General features: G+C 52.0%; 13 protein-coding genes. 8 read left to right on the plus strand and 5 right to left on the minus strand.

Annotated elements, in window-relative coordinates; all coding sequences use genetic code 11:
* Positions 1-83 precede the first annotated feature (83 nt).
* Together POG22_RS05300 and POG22_RS05305 are read left to right on the plus strand one after the other, a co-directional pair.
* Entirely contained in the window at positions 84-1,412 is a 1,329-nt protein-coding gene (locus POG22_RS05300) for an RNA-guided endonuclease InsQ/TnpB family protein (RefSeq protein WP_498904014.1), read from the plus strand.
* Between the two features lie 79 nt (positions 1,413-1,491).
* The gene (locus POG22_RS05305; RefSeq protein WP_498904016.1) at positions 1,492-2,982 is read left to right on the plus strand and encodes a sodium/glutamate symporter; all 1,491 of its coding nucleotides are present in this window, start codon (positions 1,492-1,494) and stop codon (positions 2,980-2,982) included.
* Between the two features lie 447 nt (positions 2,983-3,429).
* On the opposite strand, the gene POG22_RS05310 is transcribed toward POG22_RS05305, so the two are convergent.
* Together POG22_RS05310 and POG22_RS05315 are read right to left on the minus strand one after the other, a co-directional pair.
* The gene (locus POG22_RS05310) at positions 3,430-3,765 is read right to left on the minus strand and encodes a hypothetical protein (RefSeq protein ID WP_498904018.1); all 336 of its coding nucleotides are present in this window, start codon (positions 3,763-3,765) and stop codon (positions 3,430-3,432) included.
* Positions 3,766-4,191: 426 nt separating this feature from the next.
* A complete protein-coding gene (locus tag POG22_RS05315; protein WP_017662140.1) occupies positions 4,192-5,079 on the minus strand; it encodes a mechanosensitive ion channel family protein in 888 nt (295 codons plus the stop codon).
* Positions 5,080-5,340: 261 nt separating this feature from the next.
* Between POG22_RS05315 and POG22_RS05320 the strand changes: the two genes are divergently transcribed.
* The 6 genes from POG22_RS05320 (at position 5,341) to gghA (ending at position 14,091) form a co-directional block, all read left to right on the plus strand.
* Positions 5,341-5,889: a Dps family protein gene (locus tag POG22_RS05320; RefSeq protein WP_017662139.1), complete on the plus strand. Its 549-nt coding sequence runs from the start codon at positions 5,341-5,343 to the stop codon at positions 5,887-5,889.
* Positions 5,890-6,428: 539 nt separating this feature from the next.
* Positions 6,429-6,617 (plus strand): photosystem II assembly protein Psb35, encoded by a 189-nt coding sequence (gene psb35, locus POG22_RS05325; RefSeq protein ID WP_498904043.1) that lies wholly within the window; start codon positions 6,429-6,431, stop codon positions 6,615-6,617.
* Between the two features lie 111 nt (positions 6,618-6,728).
* Positions 6,729-7,094, plus strand: coding sequence for a hypothetical protein (locus POG22_RS05330; RefSeq protein ID WP_026097802.1), 366 nt, complete (start codon positions 6,729-6,731; stop codon positions 7,092-7,094).
* Between the two features lie 143 nt (positions 7,095-7,237).
* A complete protein-coding gene (locus POG22_RS05335; protein WP_498904020.1) occupies positions 7,238-8,668 on the plus strand; it encodes a hypothetical protein in 1,431 nt (476 codons plus the stop codon).
* 134 nt (positions 8,669-8,802) lie between these two features.
* Complete coding sequence (gene glgB, locus POG22_RS05340) at positions 8,803-11,061, plus strand: 1,4-alpha-glucan branching protein GlgB (RefSeq protein ID WP_498904021.1); 2,259 nt, start codon at positions 8,803-8,805, stop codon at positions 11,059-11,061.
* A gap of 513 nt (positions 11,062-11,574) precedes the next feature.
* Entirely contained in the window at positions 11,575-14,091 is a 2,517-nt protein-coding gene (gghA, locus tag POG22_RS05345; RefSeq protein WP_498904022.1) for a glucosylglycerol hydrolase, read from the plus strand.
* A gap of 20 nt (positions 14,092-14,111) precedes the next feature.
* Here gghA and POG22_RS05350 read toward each other — a convergent pair whose 3' ends face one another.
* The 3 genes from POG22_RS05350 to fba form a co-directional block, all read right to left on the minus strand.
* A complete protein-coding gene (locus tag POG22_RS05350) occupies positions 14,112-15,257 on the minus strand; it encodes an ABC transporter ATP-binding protein (protein ID WP_063715210.1) in 1,146 nt (381 codons plus the stop codon).
* A gap of 247 nt (positions 15,258-15,504) precedes the next feature.
* Positions 15,505-16,185 (minus strand): GUN4 domain-containing protein, encoded by a 681-nt coding sequence (locus POG22_RS05355; protein WP_063715211.1) that lies wholly within the window; start codon positions 16,183-16,185, stop codon positions 15,505-15,507.
* Positions 16,186-16,535: 350 nt separating this feature from the next.
* The gene (gene fba / locus POG22_RS05360) at positions 16,536-17,615 is read right to left on the minus strand and encodes a class II fructose-bisphosphate aldolase (protein WP_017662130.1); all 1,080 of its coding nucleotides are present in this window, start codon (positions 17,613-17,615) and stop codon (positions 16,536-16,538) included.
* Between the last annotated feature and the right edge of the window lie 377 nt (positions 17,616-17,992).

Genomic DNA, 17,992 nt, shown 5'->3' on the forward strand with positions numbered 1-17,992 from the left:
CGAGCGAGGGAGGAATTGTCGCTCCCCCGTGAAAAGTTTCACAAACCAAGGTTATAATTGCCAATAGGTGAAACTCTCGAGTCATGCAGCAAGTCCTAACAGCCAAACTCAAACTCGACCTGTCTCAGGAGCAGAAAGCGCTTTTAAGACAGGTCTGTTTGGCGTATCGGGACAGTTTGAACTACACTTCGCAAGTGGCCTTCGCGAACGGCCAACTTGACAGTGGGTACAAGCTGCAAAAACTGGTCTATACCGATCTCAGGCAGCGGTACGGGCTTCCGTCTCAAATGGCGTGTAATGTCCCTCGTCAGGTGGCCAGCACCTACAAAGGACTAAAAACGAAAGCCAAACAGAACGCCGCCCATCGCAAGGAGGGGAAAACCCAAAAACGATATAGGGGGCTAGAGAAGCCGCCCAAGTTTGTTTCCCGCACCTGCACTCTGAATTACGGACGGGACTACTCTTTCGTCAAGCCAGGCGTTAGCATTGTCACCTTACAAGGACGGATTAAGGTTCCCTACCACGGCTACCACAAGCACGTCCAACTGATTCGTTCGGGATCTGCCAAAATTGGAGCGGCAAAAATCTACTATGCTCGCTCGAGCCAAACCTATTATCTTCTGGTGAGCTTAGAACTGGAAATCCCCGACATCCAACCCGAAGACATTAAGCGCGTGGTGGGCGTAGACGTGGGACAGCGTTATCTGGCAGTTACCACCGATACTAACAATCGAACCCATTTCTATAACGGCAAACAGTCGGTTCACAAGGCAGCAGCTTATCAAAGAGCTAGAAAGTCCTTGCAGCGTAAAGGCACTCGTTCGGCCAAGCGGCGACTGGTCGCGTTGTCGGGACGAGAGAGACGGTTTATCGCCGAGAGAAACCACTGCATTGCCCAACAAATTGCCACTCCCGCCACTCTCATCGGCTTGGAGGATTTGACCCACATCCGGGAACGAACTCAGCCGAGACGTAAGGGAAAATCGGCATCATCTCGCCAACGTCAAGCCAACCACAGACAGGCAAAGTGGTCGTTTGCCGAACTGCATCAGTTCGTAGACTACAAAGCCATTCTCAAGGGTTCGTTGGCGATTAAGGTCGATGCTGACTACACCTCTCAGTCGTGCGTGTGCTGCGGACATACCTCTAGCAACAATCGCCCCAATAAAGGGTTGATTTTCCGGTGTGAAAACTGCGGCAAAGAACTCCATGCCGATTTAGTGGGGGCGAGAAATGTGGCCCTGAGAACGTTGCTTGTCCGGCAAGACTGGGCAAGCACGGGGCGCTTGTCAGCCGTCCCGGATGGTTCGTCGGATGAAACCAAAGCAGCAAGGCTTTCTCGCTTTGCTGAACTGCGGTGGACGGCAGAACCAAGCCCCGCTTGTAATCTTCGATTCAAGCGGGGTTGTTGACTCTCTCGATTTCCCGAGCGAGACACCCAGCAGTTTAAGCTGGAGAGAAGACGAACCGCGATGGATTCACCGAACCCCTATGCTCGTGTCCCCGTTTTCCCTCGGTACGTGGAACCTCGTAGCGGCGATCGCTCGAGGAAATCCCACCTTCGATCTCCAAGATGCGTTTTTCGCCTTTGTCATCGTGGGGCTTTTAATTCTCGCCGGACGCTCGATCCGCCAAAAGCTGAAGATCTTGCGAATACTCTACATCCCCAGTTCGATCGTTGCGGGGGTGTTGGCGTTGCTGCTCGGGCCGCAAGTTCTCGGACAATGGTTCGATCCCGATTCGCTACTCGGCGGGGGCTTGTTTTCCGAAGACGTTCGCAACGTTTGGAGTCAGTCTCCCGGTGTCTTTATCAACGTCGTCTTCGCGGCGTTATTTTTGGGGGAAACGCTTCCCAGTCCTCGGGACATTTGGCGCAAAGCTGCACCACAGGTAGCGTTCGGACAGAGTCTCGCCTGGGGTCAGTACGTGGTGGGATTGGTTTTGACGCTGTTTTTGTTGACGCCGATCTTCGGAATGTCTCCGATCGCGGGGGCGTTAATTGAAATTGCCTTTGAAGGGGGTCACGGAACGGCGGCGGGGATGGCTGAAACCTTTGTGGAGTTGGGATTTCCCGAGGGGGGCGATTTAGCTCTCGGATTGGCGACGATAGGAATCGTGTCGGGAATCGTATCGGGAATTTTGTTAGCCAACTGGGGACGCCGTCGGGGATGGGTGGCCTCGGCGAGACTGGAACCGGCTTCGGTGGAGGAACCTTACGAAACCGAAATCGCTCGCCGGGAAAACCCGGATATCGTGGCGGCTCGAAAACGGTTGACTCAGGATTTACTCATCGATCCGATTTCGCTGAATTTGGGATTTGTGGGGTTGGCGATCGCCATCGGTTGGTTGATGTTGGAATTTCTGAAAGCGATCGAAGCGGCCACCTGGGGACAGAACGGTTTGACGATCGTGGGCTACGTTCCCCTGTTTCCGATGGCGTTGTTGGGAGGAATCGCCGTACAGGGGATGTTGGCGCGGTTGCGTTTAACGCCGTTAGTGATGCGATCGCTGATGGAACGTATCGCTGGGGTGGCGTTGGACGTGACGATCGTTACGGCGTTGGCCTCGATTTCCCTGACGGCATTAGGGGCGAACGTGGTGCCGTTTACCGTGCTGGCGTTGGCAGGGATTGCTTGGAACGTCCTAGCCTTCGTATTTTTAGCCCCGCGTATGTTACCGACGTTTTGGTTCGAGCGGGGATTGGGAGATATGGGTCAGTCGATGGGCGTGACGGCCACGGGAATTTTGTTACTTCGGATGGTAGACCCTCACAACCGCTCGGGGGCGTTTGAAAGTTTTGCTTACAAGCAATTATTTTTCGAGCCGATCGTCGGTGGAGGGTTGTTTACGGCGGCGGCTCCAGTTCTCATCGTTCAGTTCGGAGCGACCGGGGTTTTGGTGCTGGCGGGGGGACTGTTGGTGTTTTGGCTAGTTTTGGGACTGTTCGTCTTCGGACGCAAGGTGCGATCGCTTCAGGAGTAATGGGTGCTGACGGTTTTGAATGGGCGAAGCGAATTCTCGATCTCGGGTCTCAGTTCGGCCTTGTCGATCGTGTTCGATCTCCTTAGCCCCCCGGCCGTAACGCCTCGAGCGTTTCGTCTGTAAAACGTAAATTAACTGTACTAACAAAATACTTATCTATAAATCCTGTGTTGCTTATTTCACAGGTCATTGAGAGCTTTTAAAAAAGAATTAATTTGTTGTATTTTCACCTTTGAAGAAAAATGCTTTAATCAAATTGGAGGGTTTGGAATTGGTGTTATGTATTGGATGACTTTAACATTAGCGATCGCCTACGTTAGCAGTGTTTATCTATTGCTGGCTTTGATTCGCAAGACGATGTTTCGCCGCGCAACTGCCAAAGTCAAATAATTGAAAGTCGGGGTCGAGAAACAGTAGATTAGCCGTTTCCCGACCTCGGCTCACAACCTATGCAATCGTACTTCGGGCGATCGAGGTTGAAAGGTGAGGCGTTTTAGAATCGTGCTTCTGGCCTAACGGTAGTGAAAATCCTTCGATCTCGCCGAGCAGATCGTCGAGTATCTGCCAGCGCTCGGCGGTTTCCAAAATCGTTTCCGTCACTTCTTGTCCCGGTGCGATGAGAAGAGTTCCGTCAGGTTTCGTGACGAAACGAGCCGCGTGACGCCCGAGAACGCGATGTTTGAGGTGATGGTACTCGATCGAGGACGAGTTCGTATCGGCGGTCTCGTCTGCTGTGCTGTAGGCAGTATCAGATGTCTCGAGGAGTCGAGATCCTCGTGTCATGATGAAATTCCTCCTTAGAATACGATGGTGTCACTTATCGAAAATAAAGCGATAACAAAAATATAGCTCGGACAGTGGAAAGCAACGAACCTGTCCCGAACTACGTTTAGTGTAACGAGTATCCGTCGTATTTCTGCCTATCGCTCGGTAGAGTTGCGATCGTTTTTTTCAAAAACGCGATCGATGGCATTTGCACGAAGATTACAAAGTTCTAGTGAAGTCATACCGATCTCGTATCGATATCGTCGTTGGAATCTAAAGTTTTTCTAAAACCATCGAGATTTTAAATCTTAACTATTTATAAAATTCTATTTTCGACAACCTTCACGAGTGTCCCTCGTCGAGGATAGAAAAAAACGCCCGATCGCACCTCGGTCGATCGGACGTTGAAAGAAAGCGCTAGAGAACTGAAAGCAGAAAGAACCTCTAATTCCCGTTGCGATCGGCAGAAAGCGGCATAAAATCAGCAAATTCACGCTGGTCGAAATGATAGACCGTGCGAATGGGATAGGGAATGCTAATGTCCGCGCGATCGCAGGCAGCCTTCAGTGCCATCACGACCTGAGTTTGCGTGCGCCGGACTGTCGCGCGTTCGGGATACGTCCAATAACGCACCACCAAATCGATCGAACTATCGCCAAAACTCACCACGTCCACTTCAATTTCCGGTTCTGCAAGAACCCCCTCGACTCCCTGGAGGGCTTCATAGAAAACCTCTCTAGCCTTGGGAAGTGGCGTGTTATAGTCCACCCCGATCGATAAATCCGTGCGGCGGTGAGACAAAGCCGTCAGCACCTGTACCGGACTCGTAAATACCAGAGAATTAGGAATGACGACGCGTTCGCCGCGATACGTCCGAATTTGCGTCGAACGAATGGCAATTTCCTCCACGGTTCCTTCATAATCGTCCACTACGATCTGATCGTGGAGTTGGAAGGGTTCGTGTAACAGCAGTAAGATTCCCGCCAGAAAATTCTTGAAAATATCCTGAAACGCAAAACCAACTGCCACCGAACTCAGCCCCAACAGAGCGATGAGATCGCCAACACGCAAGCCGGGAAACGCGATGACTCCCGCCGCGAGAATTCCCGCCACCCACGTCGCCACGAAACTCGTTTGTACCGTCAACGACTGGAGCGATCGACTTTTGAGAACGCGCCGCGCCGTTGCCGAAACCAGCCGCTGTACCAAACGGGAAACGTAGCGAGTCAGCAGCAAAACGACCGCTGCAACCAGCAACGCCGGTAGCAGTTCGATCGCCTGTCCCACGAGGTTAACCAGGCGGGACTGAATTTCTTGAATTAATGCAGTCATCTTGATGATTCCTTTAAAAAACGCAGCAGAGCGTGCGGCGTTCTTCCTAACAAGCACCGCTAACCTAGACGGAAATTGCCATTTTGTCATCTACCACTCGAGAGAGAGTCGAGGGTGCGATCGCCCAAAATGCCGAGACAGGACAGTTCTCTTTCCATCGAACGTCGCCCCGATCGCACAATCTGTCGTTTGACAGACGACTGCACCCCCCGCTCGTTGTTGTAATAGAGGTGAAGCGAAACGAAAGGAGTTTTTTATAGTATGCGTCCGATTAATATTGGATTAACCGATCGCCAACGTAAAGGAGTTATCGAACTTCTCAATCAAGACTTAGCGGACTTATACCTGCTGTTAGTCAAAACGAAGAAATATCACTGGGATGTCGTCGGTCCTCAGTTCCGTACGCTTCACGAACTTTGGGAAGAACACTATACCAGTCTGACTGAAAGCATCGACGAATGTGCCGAACGAGTGCGTGCGTTGGGTGGCTATCCCATCGGAACCGTCGAAGGCTTTTTACAACTGTCGTCGATTAAAGAACATCCCGGCGACGTGCCGACAGCCAATCAGATGGTCGAACGCTTGATGAACGACCACGAGCAAATTATTCGCAACTTGCGCGGTCATATCGATCGCTGCTCTGAAGAATTTGACGACGAAGGTACCGCCGATTTCTTAACTGGATTGATGGAAGACCACGAAGAGATGGCGTGGATGCTGCGTTCCTTCCTCGGCGGCGAATCTGTTACCGCAGACGGAACGGGTCGCGAATCCAGCGTCAGTGAAGAAATGCCGACCGGCGTGCGGTAATCGCTTCAGATTTATTACCGTTTGTTGTTGGAATGAAGTCGGTACTCTCTAACGGCTTAGCGTCCGAACTCCCCAGTTTCCCGAGGGAAACTGGGGGGTCGAGCGATAGCTGCTCTTTATTCCTAAAATAATTTTATAGAAATATTTTCACAAATACTCAATCTATCGAAAATTTATCATCTATCAATACATTTAGGGCTAAGTGCTGAGTGCATCTCAAAAATGTAAATCGATCGGAGGCAAGCTTGAGTCCTCGATTTAGCTGCTGTTGGGTTGAGCGAAGCCGAAACCCAACCTACCCCAGACTCATACATATTTTTACAAAAGTGAGATGCCCCCTAGGTGTTAGCCCTAATTTTCAATGCTTATTCTCTCGACCGAACCGATAATCTCTAACAATTGATGACTCTACCTAGAGTTTTAGATAAATTCACAAACATCTCAAAACAATCTACTTCTAGATAGATGCAAGACAACTGCCGTTTTCGTTAAAGTAAGAAGTGAAGATAAAGAAACACGCGAGGTAAAACACTTTGAGTATGTATTTATTAGTTGAAGGCTCTCAACAAGCCTTTCAATACCCGCTTTCTTTAATTGCCGTGGGTGTTGTAGGATTCATTGCCGCCGCTGCGTTAGGATCGATCGCCTGGTATAACTCCAAACGTCCTCCCGGTTGGCAAGATAAAGAACGTCCCGATGTCGTTCCCGACATTGACACCAATCAATAATTAAAGAGGGTTCTCAACGCCTCGCATTGGAACGAAATTCAAAATCTCTTCCAATCGCGAATCGAACGAAACCGCTCTGTTTGTAAACCACCGAAATCAGGAGACCAAAGTATGAGTATCAAACCGACACCGGACGCTGAAAACCTACATTACGATCGCGAAATCCTTCCTACCGAAACCGGAGAACGGTTAAAACGCGAAGGTGAAAACTTTCAAGAAACTCCCGAACCGGCCAAAGATCCCAGCGAAGGACATATCGACACCACTAAGGGTTACACCGTCGATCGCGAAGGCTTGGCGAACAACTACGCCATCGAACCGGAAATGTATTACGAAGTTCCCGGCGATCGCCGCGAGAAAAAGGAAGCACTCGAGCAGCAACGGGCTGAAGAAGTAGAAACCGTCAACGAAACCGACGAAGACGGCAAACTCGAAGTTGGAGAAGACCGCCGTGGTAAAGGCCCTGGCTTGTTCTAAACCCATCAACTGAATCTGACAGCCCAAGCTCAGCTTTCCCGCTGAGCTTATTCCTTTGGTATTAGAGAAACAGGGGTTGTCTGAGCGATTTTGTTTACATTCAAATCCTATTCTCCAATCTTTCATAAATTCTCGTTATTGCGATGCTACAGACCCTCAAATATCCCTCTAAAAAATGGATCGCTTGGTGGGCGAAATTCACGGCGATTCTCGCAGCGTTCAACCTGTTTTTAGGATTGTTCGACCTCAGTTACATTACCATGCGGGACGTCTATTTACGCTACGTTCCCGAACTCGTGACCCTTTACGATCCCGTCAAAGGCATCGAACCCCACCCTCAAACCGAAAAATATCTCGAGAGCGTCGATCGCCTCGTCGATCGCGTGGGCGAATCCGGTCTCGAATCCCAACAAACCGAAGCCTTACTAACCGGGTTGCGATCGCAAAGTGACGCCCTCATCGACGAAAACCCCTTTACCGGATCGGGAAAATTCGCCACCTTCGCCAAACTACAACGACGCGTCAGCGATCGCGTTGGTAGCGATTCCGCCAAACAAGCCTTGCGTCGCTTTTGGACGACAGACTACCTCCAGACTTACGGCGTGCGATCGGAACTGGCATTTTTCCAAACCCGCATCGCCCCCCTACTCGACGGTAACTATTACCGCCCCACCGACGATTACGGCCAACCTGTCGATTGGTACTGGCGCATCGACGCTTGGTTTATTGCCTTTTTCGCCATCGAATACCTCGCGTTGACCTTTTTCGTCTCTCGCCGTCGTCCCGGTGTAAGCTGGGGAGACGCCATGTTACGACGCTGGTACGACCTGTTTTTACTGGTTCCCATTTGGCGGTGGTTGCGAATTATCCCCGTCGCCGTAAGACTGCACCAGTCGAAAGTGGCGAACATGGAAGGGATTCTCTCGCAGATTACCTACGAACCGGCAGCGTATCTCTCCGATCGCGTGTCGGAGTTCGTCACCGTTCGCACGTTAAACCAGGCACAGGAGGCAATTACCGAAGGAGACATGGCCCGGGCGATTTTGCAACCCTCGTCCTACATTAGCGTCGGCGACGCCAATACCCTAGAAACCATTACCGATCGCCTGTTGCAACTGACCATTTATCGCGTCTTACCCGAAGTACAACCGGAACTGCGATCGCTGCTGCACTATTCCCTCGACAGTGCCTTTCGCGAATCGGCGTTCGTCGAACTCATCGAACGCATTCCCGCCTTACAACATTTGCCTCAAGACACCATCGATAACTTGTCCAACTACCTGGCCAACGCCACCTGCGACGCTTTAGCCAACGCCTACGCCGACGAAATCGGACGGGAACGCTTCGACGAACTGACCCAAGAATTTCAAGTGGCGTTGCGGCAAGAACTTCAAGACGAGAAGACCTTAGACGAATTGCAGACCTTGTTATCCGACCTTCTCGAAGAAGTGAAAATCAATTACGTGCAGCGATCGGCCGAACGCACTCCCGAAGAAACCATCGAAGATGTCGAAGCGGTCTTCGATCGCATCGAACGGGAAAACGCCGCCGCCTCGTCCCAAGACTCTACCTAGGGACAGACGACCGACCTCTCGAAGATGAGATAAGGTCGCACCAAAACCTTTGAATTTTGGCGATATTCATCGGGCGATCGCTCGTTTTTGAAAAGCCATTCCTTTGCAAACCTCAAACTGAGTCATCTTCCTTTATGACCTCCATTGCCACCGAACAGATCGATCGCATTGCCAACAACCAACATCACAACCCCTTTGAAATCCTCGGATCGCACAAAATCTCAGACAACGGAAAAAGCCAGTGGGTCGTCCGGGCCTATCTGCCCAAAGCCGAAGCCGCCTGGGTGGTTCGTCCCGAAGAACGGCAAGAATACCCCATGAAAGCCGTTCACCACCCCAACTTTTTCGAGTGTGCGATCGACGTTCCCGAACTGAAGAACTACCAACTCAAAGTCAGAGAAGGCGATCGCGAACGAGTGTTTTACGACCCCTATGCCTTTCGATCGCCTCGATTTACCGACTTTGACTTTTTCCTGTTTGGCGAAGGGAACCACCACCGCATTTACGAAAAACTCGGGGCGCACTTAGACACCGTAGACGGCATCGCGGGTGTATACTTCGCCGTTTGGGCCCCCAACGCCCGCAACGTCTCCGTCGTGGGCGACTTCAACAACTGGGACGGCCGCGAACACCAAATGCGCCTGACGCAAAACGGCATCTGGGAACTGTTCGTTCCCGAACTGAAGCCGGGAACCCTCTACAAATACGAAATCAAAAATCCCCAGGGTCACATTTACCTCAAATCCGATCCTTACGGATTCGATCGCGAAGTGCGACCCGACACCGCCTCCGTCGTCGCCGACTTAGATACCTACCAATGGGGCGATCGCGACTGGCTAGAACAACGACGTCACAGCGACCCTCACGATCTCCCCGTTTCCATCTACGAAATGCACGCCGGATCGTGGTTGCATACCCGTGCAGACGATCCCCCCGAAAGCGGAAAAGTCGTCCGCGTCTCCCAAAAACCCGAAGGTCGCTTTTTGACCTATCGCGAACTGGGCGATCGCCTGATTCCCTACATCAAAGAACTCGGTTACACCCACATCGAACTGATGCCCGTCGCCGAACATCCCTTCGATGGCTCTTGGGGATACCAAGTCACCGGGTACTTCTCCCCCTCCTCCCGCTACGGAAGTCCCGAAGACTTCATGTATTTTGTAGACCAGTGCCACCAAAACGACATCGGCGTCATCGTCGATTGGGTTCCCGGTCACTTCCCCAAAGACGACCACGGCTTAGCCTTCTTCGACGGAACGCACCTCTACGAACACGCCGATCCCCGTCAAGGCGAACATCAAGAATGGGGAACTTACGTGTTCAACTACGGTCGCAACGAAGTCCGCAACTTCCTCGTTTCCAACGCCCTGTTTTGGTTTGACAAGTACCACATCGACGGAATTCGCGTCGATGCCGTCGCCTCGATGTTGTATCTCGACTACAACCGCAAAGATGGCGAGTGGATACCCAACAAATACGGTGGGAACGAGAACTTAGAAGCTGCGGATTTTCTACGCCAACTCAACTATTTAATTTTCGGCTACTACCCCGGAATTCTATCGATCGCCGAAGAATCGACAGCCTGGCCGTTAGTGTCGCGTCCCACGTATCTCGGCGGCTTGGGCTTTAACTTCAAATGGAACATGGGCTGGATGCACGATATGCTGGATTACTTCAGCATCGATCCCGTCTATCGCCGCTACCACCACAACCACGTCACCTTTAGTTTGATGTATGCGTTCAGCGAAAACTTCATGCTGGCGTTGTCTCACGACGAAGTGGTTCACGGAAAGGGCAGCCTGTTCGACAAAATGCCGGGGGACGACTGGCAGAAATTCGCGAATTTGCGTTGTTTGTTCGCCTATATGTTTACCCATCCCGGCAAGAAAACCATGTTTATGGGGATGGAGTTCGGACAAGGACGCGAATGGAACGTTTGGGACGATCTCGATTGGGATTTGTTGAACCACGAACCCCATCAGAAACTCAAACAGTTTTTCTGCGATTTGAATCAGTTGTATCGCAGTCAACCGGCGTTGTACACGCAAGACTTTTCTTTTGAAGGATTTGAGTGGATCGATTGTAACGATGCCGATAACAGTATCGTCTCGTTTTTGCGGAAGGATAAATACACTCAAGAATTCGTCGTGACAGTGTGTAATTTTACGCCCGTTCCTAAAGAAAATTACTGGGTTGGCGTTCCTCAACCGGGATTTTACGACGAAATTTTCAACAGCGACGCGGAAAATTACGGCGGTAGCAATATGGGCAATATGGGCGGCAAATGGTCGATTCACTGGTCGAATCCTAAATGGAAACTTGCCTTAGACTTGTGTTTGCCTCCGTTGAGTGTAGTGGTGTTTAAATACAATCCCCAGAAATCACAACGGTAACGGTTTCACTTAATTAAAACCGTAAACTGTAGGTTTTTTTCGAGCGCACGAACTGAACTCAATCTTAGTTTTTTGGTCAATTTTCAACAGAAGAACGCACGTCTCGCAGTACAGCGGTGGAGTGCATCTCAAGGGATGTAATACGGAATCCGAATCTCAATGCTTCGACTCCGCTCGCTTCGACTCCGTTCAGCGTTGAGTCCGAGCGAAGTCGAGGACTCAAACACTGGTTTTCCCCAGTCAGACAAGCCCCTATATCCCGCCAACCCCCCTTTGAAAGGGGAGCTAACGGGGGGGATGTGGTGAAGACTTCTTGAAACCGAGCTTATCGGAAACGGATTCCGTCTAAAAATATGAGTTTGGGTTGGGTGGAGCGATCGCAAAACTCAACAACATCTCAATTCATTGCAGAGACTGCAATCTGATAAATTTACATTTTTGAGATGCGCCCGTTTTAAATGGGAGCGATCGCGGTATTTCGAGATGGGATTTTTTAAAAGGAGAGAAATTCTAATGGTTGCGACGGTAAACACTGCATCAAAAATCAAACTGGTTGAAGAAGAAACACAAAAATTACTCGACTGGGCAGAATCCGTCGAAAAGTCCGATGAAACCCTGTTTCACAAAGCCCAAACCCTGGCGACGAAATTAGGAGCGTGGTATCGTTCCGACGGACTGACTGAAATCGGGTTTTGGGTTCCCGAATTGAGTCCTGGTGAAATCCAACCGAAAAACATTTACCTGGAAATCTTCACCCCCCTCGACCCGATCGATCCCTTTTCTGACTTGCAAACCGTCAAATTCCGTCGCGAGTACGTCAACCTCGAGCGTCAAGGGGAGTATATGTGGGGTGTGTTGACGGGAATGCAACCGGGAACGAAAGAGCGATTCGGGTCGTTGTATTGGTTGCGATATCTCGACTACGACAACGAAATTCGCACCATCGGAGATTTTCTCGCCGATTCCCTCCCTTACGGCGTGTACGCCCCAGCAGAACTGTACGATCGCGATCGCCTGCAACAAGAACGGGAAGATTTACGGTATTTTCACAACTTCGCCAGCGAAGACGGAACCCCCGTTCGCGTCAAATCGCCCCAAAACATCCTGCAACTGCACGTTAACACCGCTTCTCCAGAAGGGTCTTTAGCGGGGCTGACGCGGCTGTTCCAGCGGATTTCCGACAAACTCGCCAAGGGGGAAGATCTGACCCCCGCCGAACAGAATTACGTGGGGTACGAGGCGGTACAACTGTTACCCATCGAGCCGACGGTCGAATATTTGGGCGATCGCGACCATGGGAAAGGCTTTTTTCTCTGCGACGAAGAAGATCGCTTGAAAATGGACCCTGACAGCGAAGCGATCGAATACGAAACCGACGAAATCGTCGTCACCCTCAAAAAACCCGATACAGAAAACTGGGGATACGACATCGTGATTTTCGGCATGGCGGCCACCAATCCCGCCGTTCTCGAAACTCAGCGTCCCGACGAAGTGGTGGAATTCGTCTCCACCTTGCACAACTTCCACAGCGGCCCGATTCAAGTCATCTACGATATCGTCTACGGCCATGCCGACAACCAGGCGTTGAACCTCCTCAACGGACGATTTCTCAAAGGTCCGAATATGTACGGCCAGGACGTGAACCATCAAAACCCCGTGGTTCGCGCCATTTTACTCGAAATGCAGCGACGCAAAGCCAACACCGGTATCGACGGTATCCGCGTCGATGGGGCGCAGGATTTTAAATATTTCAACCCTATGTCCGGCCGCGTCGAATACGACGATGTCTATTTACAGGAAATGGCACGGGTTCCCCAGGAAATCGGCGACAGTTGCCGCTATCCCTTCGCCATTTTCGAGGACGGACGACCCTGGCCCGCCGAAGGTTGGGAAGAGATTTCCACCTATCGCGACATTGTCGAATTTTTGCCGGAGAGTTTCCAGTGGGGACCGCTGATTTTCGCCCACAACACCCCCAGTCTGACGAAGTTCTGGAGTCGGAAATGGCGTCGCGTCTGCGAGGTTATGCAAGTGGGGGAAAACTGGATTACCGGATGCGGCAACCACGACACCCTACGCCGAGGTACGCAAGTCGATCCCAGTTTGCCCGTGAACTGGAATTTAGGGCAAACGCTGCCAGAGGTGTTGAACAACGCCTACGACAATCCGGCAATTTCTATGTTGGTGTATGGGTTTAGTCCCGGTCTTCCGATGGACTTTATCAACTGTACGATGCGCGCACCTTGGGGCTTTCTCCGCAACACGGACGATCGCTACGGGGTGAAAGTGGTCGCCGAGGAAGCGGGATTTCTCGATTGGCAAGTCGAACCCGAGGTGTACGCCAATGCGGGTATTTTCCCCCGGTTAAAACAGATGGGATTCACTAAGTTGGGCGAGTTGCGTCAGTTTATGCGGGGACTCCACGACGCGATCGCAGAAACCGACTACGATCTCGATGCAGTGGCGCAGATTTGTCAGCGTCATTTGGGGGCGTTTTCGGAAACGGAGGAAGCGAAAGCCGAAGCGACGGAACGCAAATCGGCGGCAGAGTTGCAAAAACTCAACGTTCCCGACAAGTCACCCATTTTGACCGAGTTAGACGTGGGTAAATTGAAGGATTTCGCCCGTGCGTTCATGGAAGACGCCCACGAAATTTGTAACGTCTGGCTGCACGAGGAGTTTTTGAACCCGGAACAGACGGCGTATAACTTGGCGTTGCGTCAGTTCCGGTTACAGCGTCCGTGGTTGGGACACAATTGCGGCGGACGCGATCGCTTCAACCACATCGACGAGGACACGCGCACGGTGTATTACGGAATGCGAACCGCCCCGGACAACGGGGAACGGGTGGCGATGGTGGTTCATATGGGCGGCGAACCGTTGACGGTGACGTTGGGGGATTGGTTACAGTTGGATTGGGACGAATCGACGGTGGCGATCGCCTCCCCAGGGGTCGAAATTGAAGACGTGCGATCGTTCGAGTTGCACGACAGTCAAGGGGTCTTGTTGACGTCAAACGCCGAGGCGTAAATTGCGCTATCCCTTTTCGGTCAAAGATCTCGCCCCGATTTGACCGAAGAGGGATAAATACCCGACTCGCAACCGACGGCGATCGCGCCAGAACTCAGCGTCGATCGAACCGGCGATGGCGGGAACACCCGCACGGCCGTTTCCGACACTGAAAGCTGAACCCGCGCCCCGACGGGCAATACCGACAGCTCGGAACTACGAGCGTGGAGACATTGACCCGAGGGCATCATCAAACAATAGCGGTGTTCCCGGCCGAGAAACTGTCGGTCGCGAACGGCGATCTTGCCCGTTTCGTCTGGCTTGACGACGATGTCTTCCTCGCGAACCATCACTTCGGCAATATCTGAGGACAATTCTCCGGCCGCCGAAACGTCGAATTCTCCCATTTCGGTTTCCCAATACGACCCGTTCCGACGCGCTTCGAGAAAGTTCGCCTGGGTTACGAACTCCGCCACGAAGCGAGAGGCCGGTTCGCGATAAATTTCTTCGGGCGTTCCCAGTTGTTCGAGGCGGCCTTGGCGCATCACGCCGATCGTGTCAGAAATGGCCATGGCCTCTTCGCGATCGTGGGTGACGAACACGGCCGTCGTTCCCGTGGCTTTGAGGATGTTACGGATTTCGTTTCGCAGGTACAACCGCACCTGAACGTCGAGATTGCTCAGGGGTTCGTCGAGTAACATCAACACTGGACGGGGAGCTAAAGCCCGAGCCAGGGCGACTCGCTGTCGTTGACCGCCCGAGAGTTGGTGGGGGTAGCGGTCGTTGAGTCCTTCGAGATCGACAAGGGCGATCGCCTCGCGCACGCGGCGATCGATGTCGCTGGGTTTGAGCTTGAGTTTCTTTAAGCCAAACGCAATGTTATCGGCAATGCTGAGATGGGGAAACAGGGCGAATTCTTGGAAAACCATGCCCAAATTCCGTTTTTCGGGGGGGAGCGATCGCCCTCGAGCGGCGACGACTCGTCCGTCGAGAACGATCTGACCGCGATCGAGCATCTCGAATCCTGCCACTAACCGCAGTAACGTTGTTTTTCCACAGCCTGACGGACCGAGTAACGATAGAATTTGGCCTTGATGTAGCGTCAAGTCAATGGCTTCAACAGCAGGAACGGTGGTTTGGGGATATTGCTTGCAAACCCCTTCCAGCTTCAGGATTTCTGAGGTCATAGGCAGTCGAGCGCTTCGTCAGGAGCTTCGCGAACACAACAAATTAAAAATTCTCTCAATTAGGATAGCAACAAGAGGACAGATCTTCCAACAAGTTTTCGTAAAGACTGGCAGTGATGTCGTTGCAGCCAAAAACCTAGCATTCGGGGCTTCTTGAGGATGTCGAGACGGGGAACTCTGCGATCGCGCCCGGTTTGAGTCGGTTGAAATCTAGGACGTTATTGAGACTCAATTTTATTTGGTGTCCTCAGCGGCGATCGCCCCGATCGATTCGAGATCGCGATCGATGCCAATCCTCGCGATCGAACAGAACTTCCATACAGAGCGCCAATCCCACAAATCCGAACGAATCTAACACCGATTGCCAAACGGCAAACGGGAGATGTCCCGAAGGTGCGTCGTTCGTATAGTTGGCGCGATCGAGATCGAACCACTTGCCCCCACTCACCCACTGCGCGCGGGTTCCGACGGCCGAATATTCGCCGTCCGCTTCGAGATAAAATTGCCGTTGAACGCTCAATCCAAACCGTCCGTCGCTGTAGGTTTGCCACAGGCGATCGAGAGTTCGCAACCGATCGCCCGAGAGAGACTCCCAATCGTCGAGTTCCAAATATCCTCGCTGTTCGGTGCCAGCGCTTCGTAACAACAACCGTAGCGTTTCGCGATCGGCCGCTTCGTACTTCCCCTGACTTAACAAGTCTTCTAAGCGAGTAAAATCGAGCGAGGCTGGGGGAGCGTGAGGCTCAGCTAAAGTCAGTGGCGATGCTTTCTCTAAGGAGGTCGAACCTCGACTCGTCGAGATTTCGTCGACACTGCGACGCGCGAACTCCCGTTCTCGTTTTTGGCGCGATCGCCCCTCGAGATACAGCTTGCTCGTTATCCACACCACACCCAGCGCGATCGCCACCATCACAGCGATCCATTCCATACGGCCTCAATCCCCAAATTTCCTCTAACAGTCTATAGGCTGGCTAAAACGGGTGACTGATACTCCCTCCTCCGATCGGCTGGGTTTCGAGAAGTCTTCACCACATCCCCCTACCCCTCTCCCTTCGGGGGATGGAAGGACTTGTCGCGCTCGTTCAAATTATTGTTTGAGTCCTCGACTCCGCTCGGACTCAACGCTGAGCGGAGCCGAAGCGTTGAAATTCGGATTCCGTCTAAAACACCGTTCGCGGCTCACCGATCGCTGCTCGCTGAAAAAGGGGTAGTTCCCAAGGCACTACCCCTACAATCTTGTTCGGTTAACGTCAGACGTGACGCCAGTTAAACAGTCAACTAGGCGGAAACCGCAGACTTGGTTTTCGCAGCCAGTTCGCCGCTGGCATATTTCGCCGCAAATTCATCCAGCGGAATTTGCTCGATCTTCGTGGCGTTGCCAGCCGTGCCGAAAGCATCGTAACGCTTCGCGCACACTTGTTTCATGTACTTGATAGAGGGTTTCATGAAGTGGCGAGGATCGAAGTTAGAAGGATCTTTCGCCGCCGCTTCGCGAATTGCCGCCGTGATAGCCAAGCGGTTGTCGGTGTCGATGTTGACTTTGCGAACGCCGCTCTTAATGCCTTTTTGAATTTCTTCGAGAGGCACGCCGTAGGTTTCGGGAATTTGACCGCCGTATTGGTTGATCATATCCAACCACTCTTGCGGCACGGAGGAAGAACCGTGCATGACCAAGTGGGTGTTGGGCAGACGGCTGTGAATTTCTTCAATGCGGCTGATAGCTAAAATTTCACCCGTCGGTTTGCGGGTGAACTTGTAAGCACCGTGGCTGGTACCGATGGCAACTGCCAGAGCGTCAACTTGAGTGCGCTCGACGAATTCCACGGCTTCGTCGGGATCGGTCAACAGTTGCTCGCGGCTGAGAACGCCTTCTGCACCGTGACCGTCTTCTTTATCGCCTTTACCGGTTTCGAGAGAACCGAGGCAGCCCAGCTCGCCTTCAACGCTAACGCCAATCGAGTGAGCTACATCGACGACGGTTTTGGTAACGTTGACGTTGTACTCGAAGCTAGCGGGGGTTTTCGCGTCAGCTTCGAGGGAGCCGTCCATCATCACGCTGGTAAAACCGTTGCGGATGGCAGAGTAGCAGGTGGCGGGGCTGTTGCCGTGGTCTTGGTGCATCACCACGGGGATGTGGGGATAGGTTTCGACTGCCGCCATCACCAAGTGACGCAGGAAGTTTTCACCCGCGTACTTACGCGCACCGCGAGATGCCTGGAGGATCACGGGGCTGTTGGTTTCATCAGCCGCTTGCATGATCGCCAGGATCTGCTCCATATTGTTGACGTTGTACGCCGGGATACCGTAACCGTTTTCTGCCGCGTGGTCGAGCAGCAGGCGCATGGGGACTAACGCCATAAACTTCCTCCTGTTAAATTCCGCTTTCCGAGCTAGCGTTTATCAAACTAGCAAGTTGATTACAACAATATTAAGATAAATTTCATCCGTTGGCGAATAATTACAATATCTCGATCGAAATATCGATCCCGGCCGACCTGGGTTAAAGGAATCTTACTCAGGGTCGATCGCAAGCCCACAGCAACAGTTAAAGGACTGGCTTCGATTAAAATTCCAAATTTTTTTGATAAAAAACTGCAATCCAACAAAACGATCCCCGTAGGGACGTTGCAGATAACGTCACCACAAGGGATCGATCGAGGGACAGTCGATCGAGGGACAGTCGATCGCAGATCGTGAAGAAGAGAAACCGAACGATCGCGTTTCTGTATCCTCTG

Source organism: Geitlerinema sp. CS-897, assembly GCF_028368005.1.
Taxonomy (GTDB): Bacteria; Cyanobacteriota; Cyanobacteriia; order Cyanobacteriales; family Geitlerinemataceae; genus Baaleninema; species Baaleninema simplex.

Coding starts and splice junctions, on each gene's coding strand:
- POG22_RS05300 (WP_498904014.1), top strand. CDS start 84: ATGCAGCAAGTCCTAACAGCCAAACTCAAACTCGACCTGTCTCAGGAG.
- POG22_RS05305 (WP_498904016.1), top strand. CDS start 1,492: ATGCTCGTGTCCCCGTTTTCCCTCGGTACGTGGAACCTCGTAGCGGCG.
- POG22_RS05310 (WP_498904018.1), bottom strand. CDS start 3,765: ATGACACGAGGATCTCGACTCCTCGAGACATCTGATACTGCCTACAGC.
- POG22_RS05315 (WP_017662140.1), bottom strand. CDS start 5,079: ATGACTGCATTAATTCAAGAAATTCAGTCCCGCCTGGTTAACCTCGTG.
- POG22_RS05320 (WP_017662139.1), top strand. CDS start 5,341: ATGCGTCCGATTAATATTGGATTAACCGATCGCCAACGTAAAGGAGTT.
- psb35 (WP_498904043.1), top strand. CDS start 6,429: ATGTATTTATTAGTTGAAGGCTCTCAACAAGCCTTTCAATACCCGCTT.
- POG22_RS05330 (WP_026097802.1), top strand. CDS start 6,729: ATGAGTATCAAACCGACACCGGACGCTGAAAACCTACATTACGATCGC.
- POG22_RS05335 (WP_498904020.1), top strand. CDS start 7,238: ATGCTACAGACCCTCAAATATCCCTCTAAAAAATGGATCGCTTGGTGG.
- glgB (WP_498904021.1), top strand. CDS start 8,803: ATGACCTCCATTGCCACCGAACAGATCGATCGCATTGCCAACAACCAA.
- gghA (WP_498904022.1), top strand. CDS start 11,575: ATGGTTGCGACGGTAAACACTGCATCAAAAATCAAACTGGTTGAAGAA.
- POG22_RS05350 (WP_063715210.1), bottom strand. CDS start 15,257: ATGACCTCAGAAATCCTGAAGCTGGAAGGGGTTTGCAAGCAATATCCC.
- POG22_RS05355 (WP_063715211.1), bottom strand. CDS start 16,185: ATGGAATGGATCGCTGTGATGGTGGCGATCGCGCTGGGTGTGGTGTGG.
- fba (WP_017662130.1), bottom strand. CDS start 17,615: ATGGCGTTAGTCCCCATGCGCCTGCTGCTCGACCACGCGGCAGAAAAC.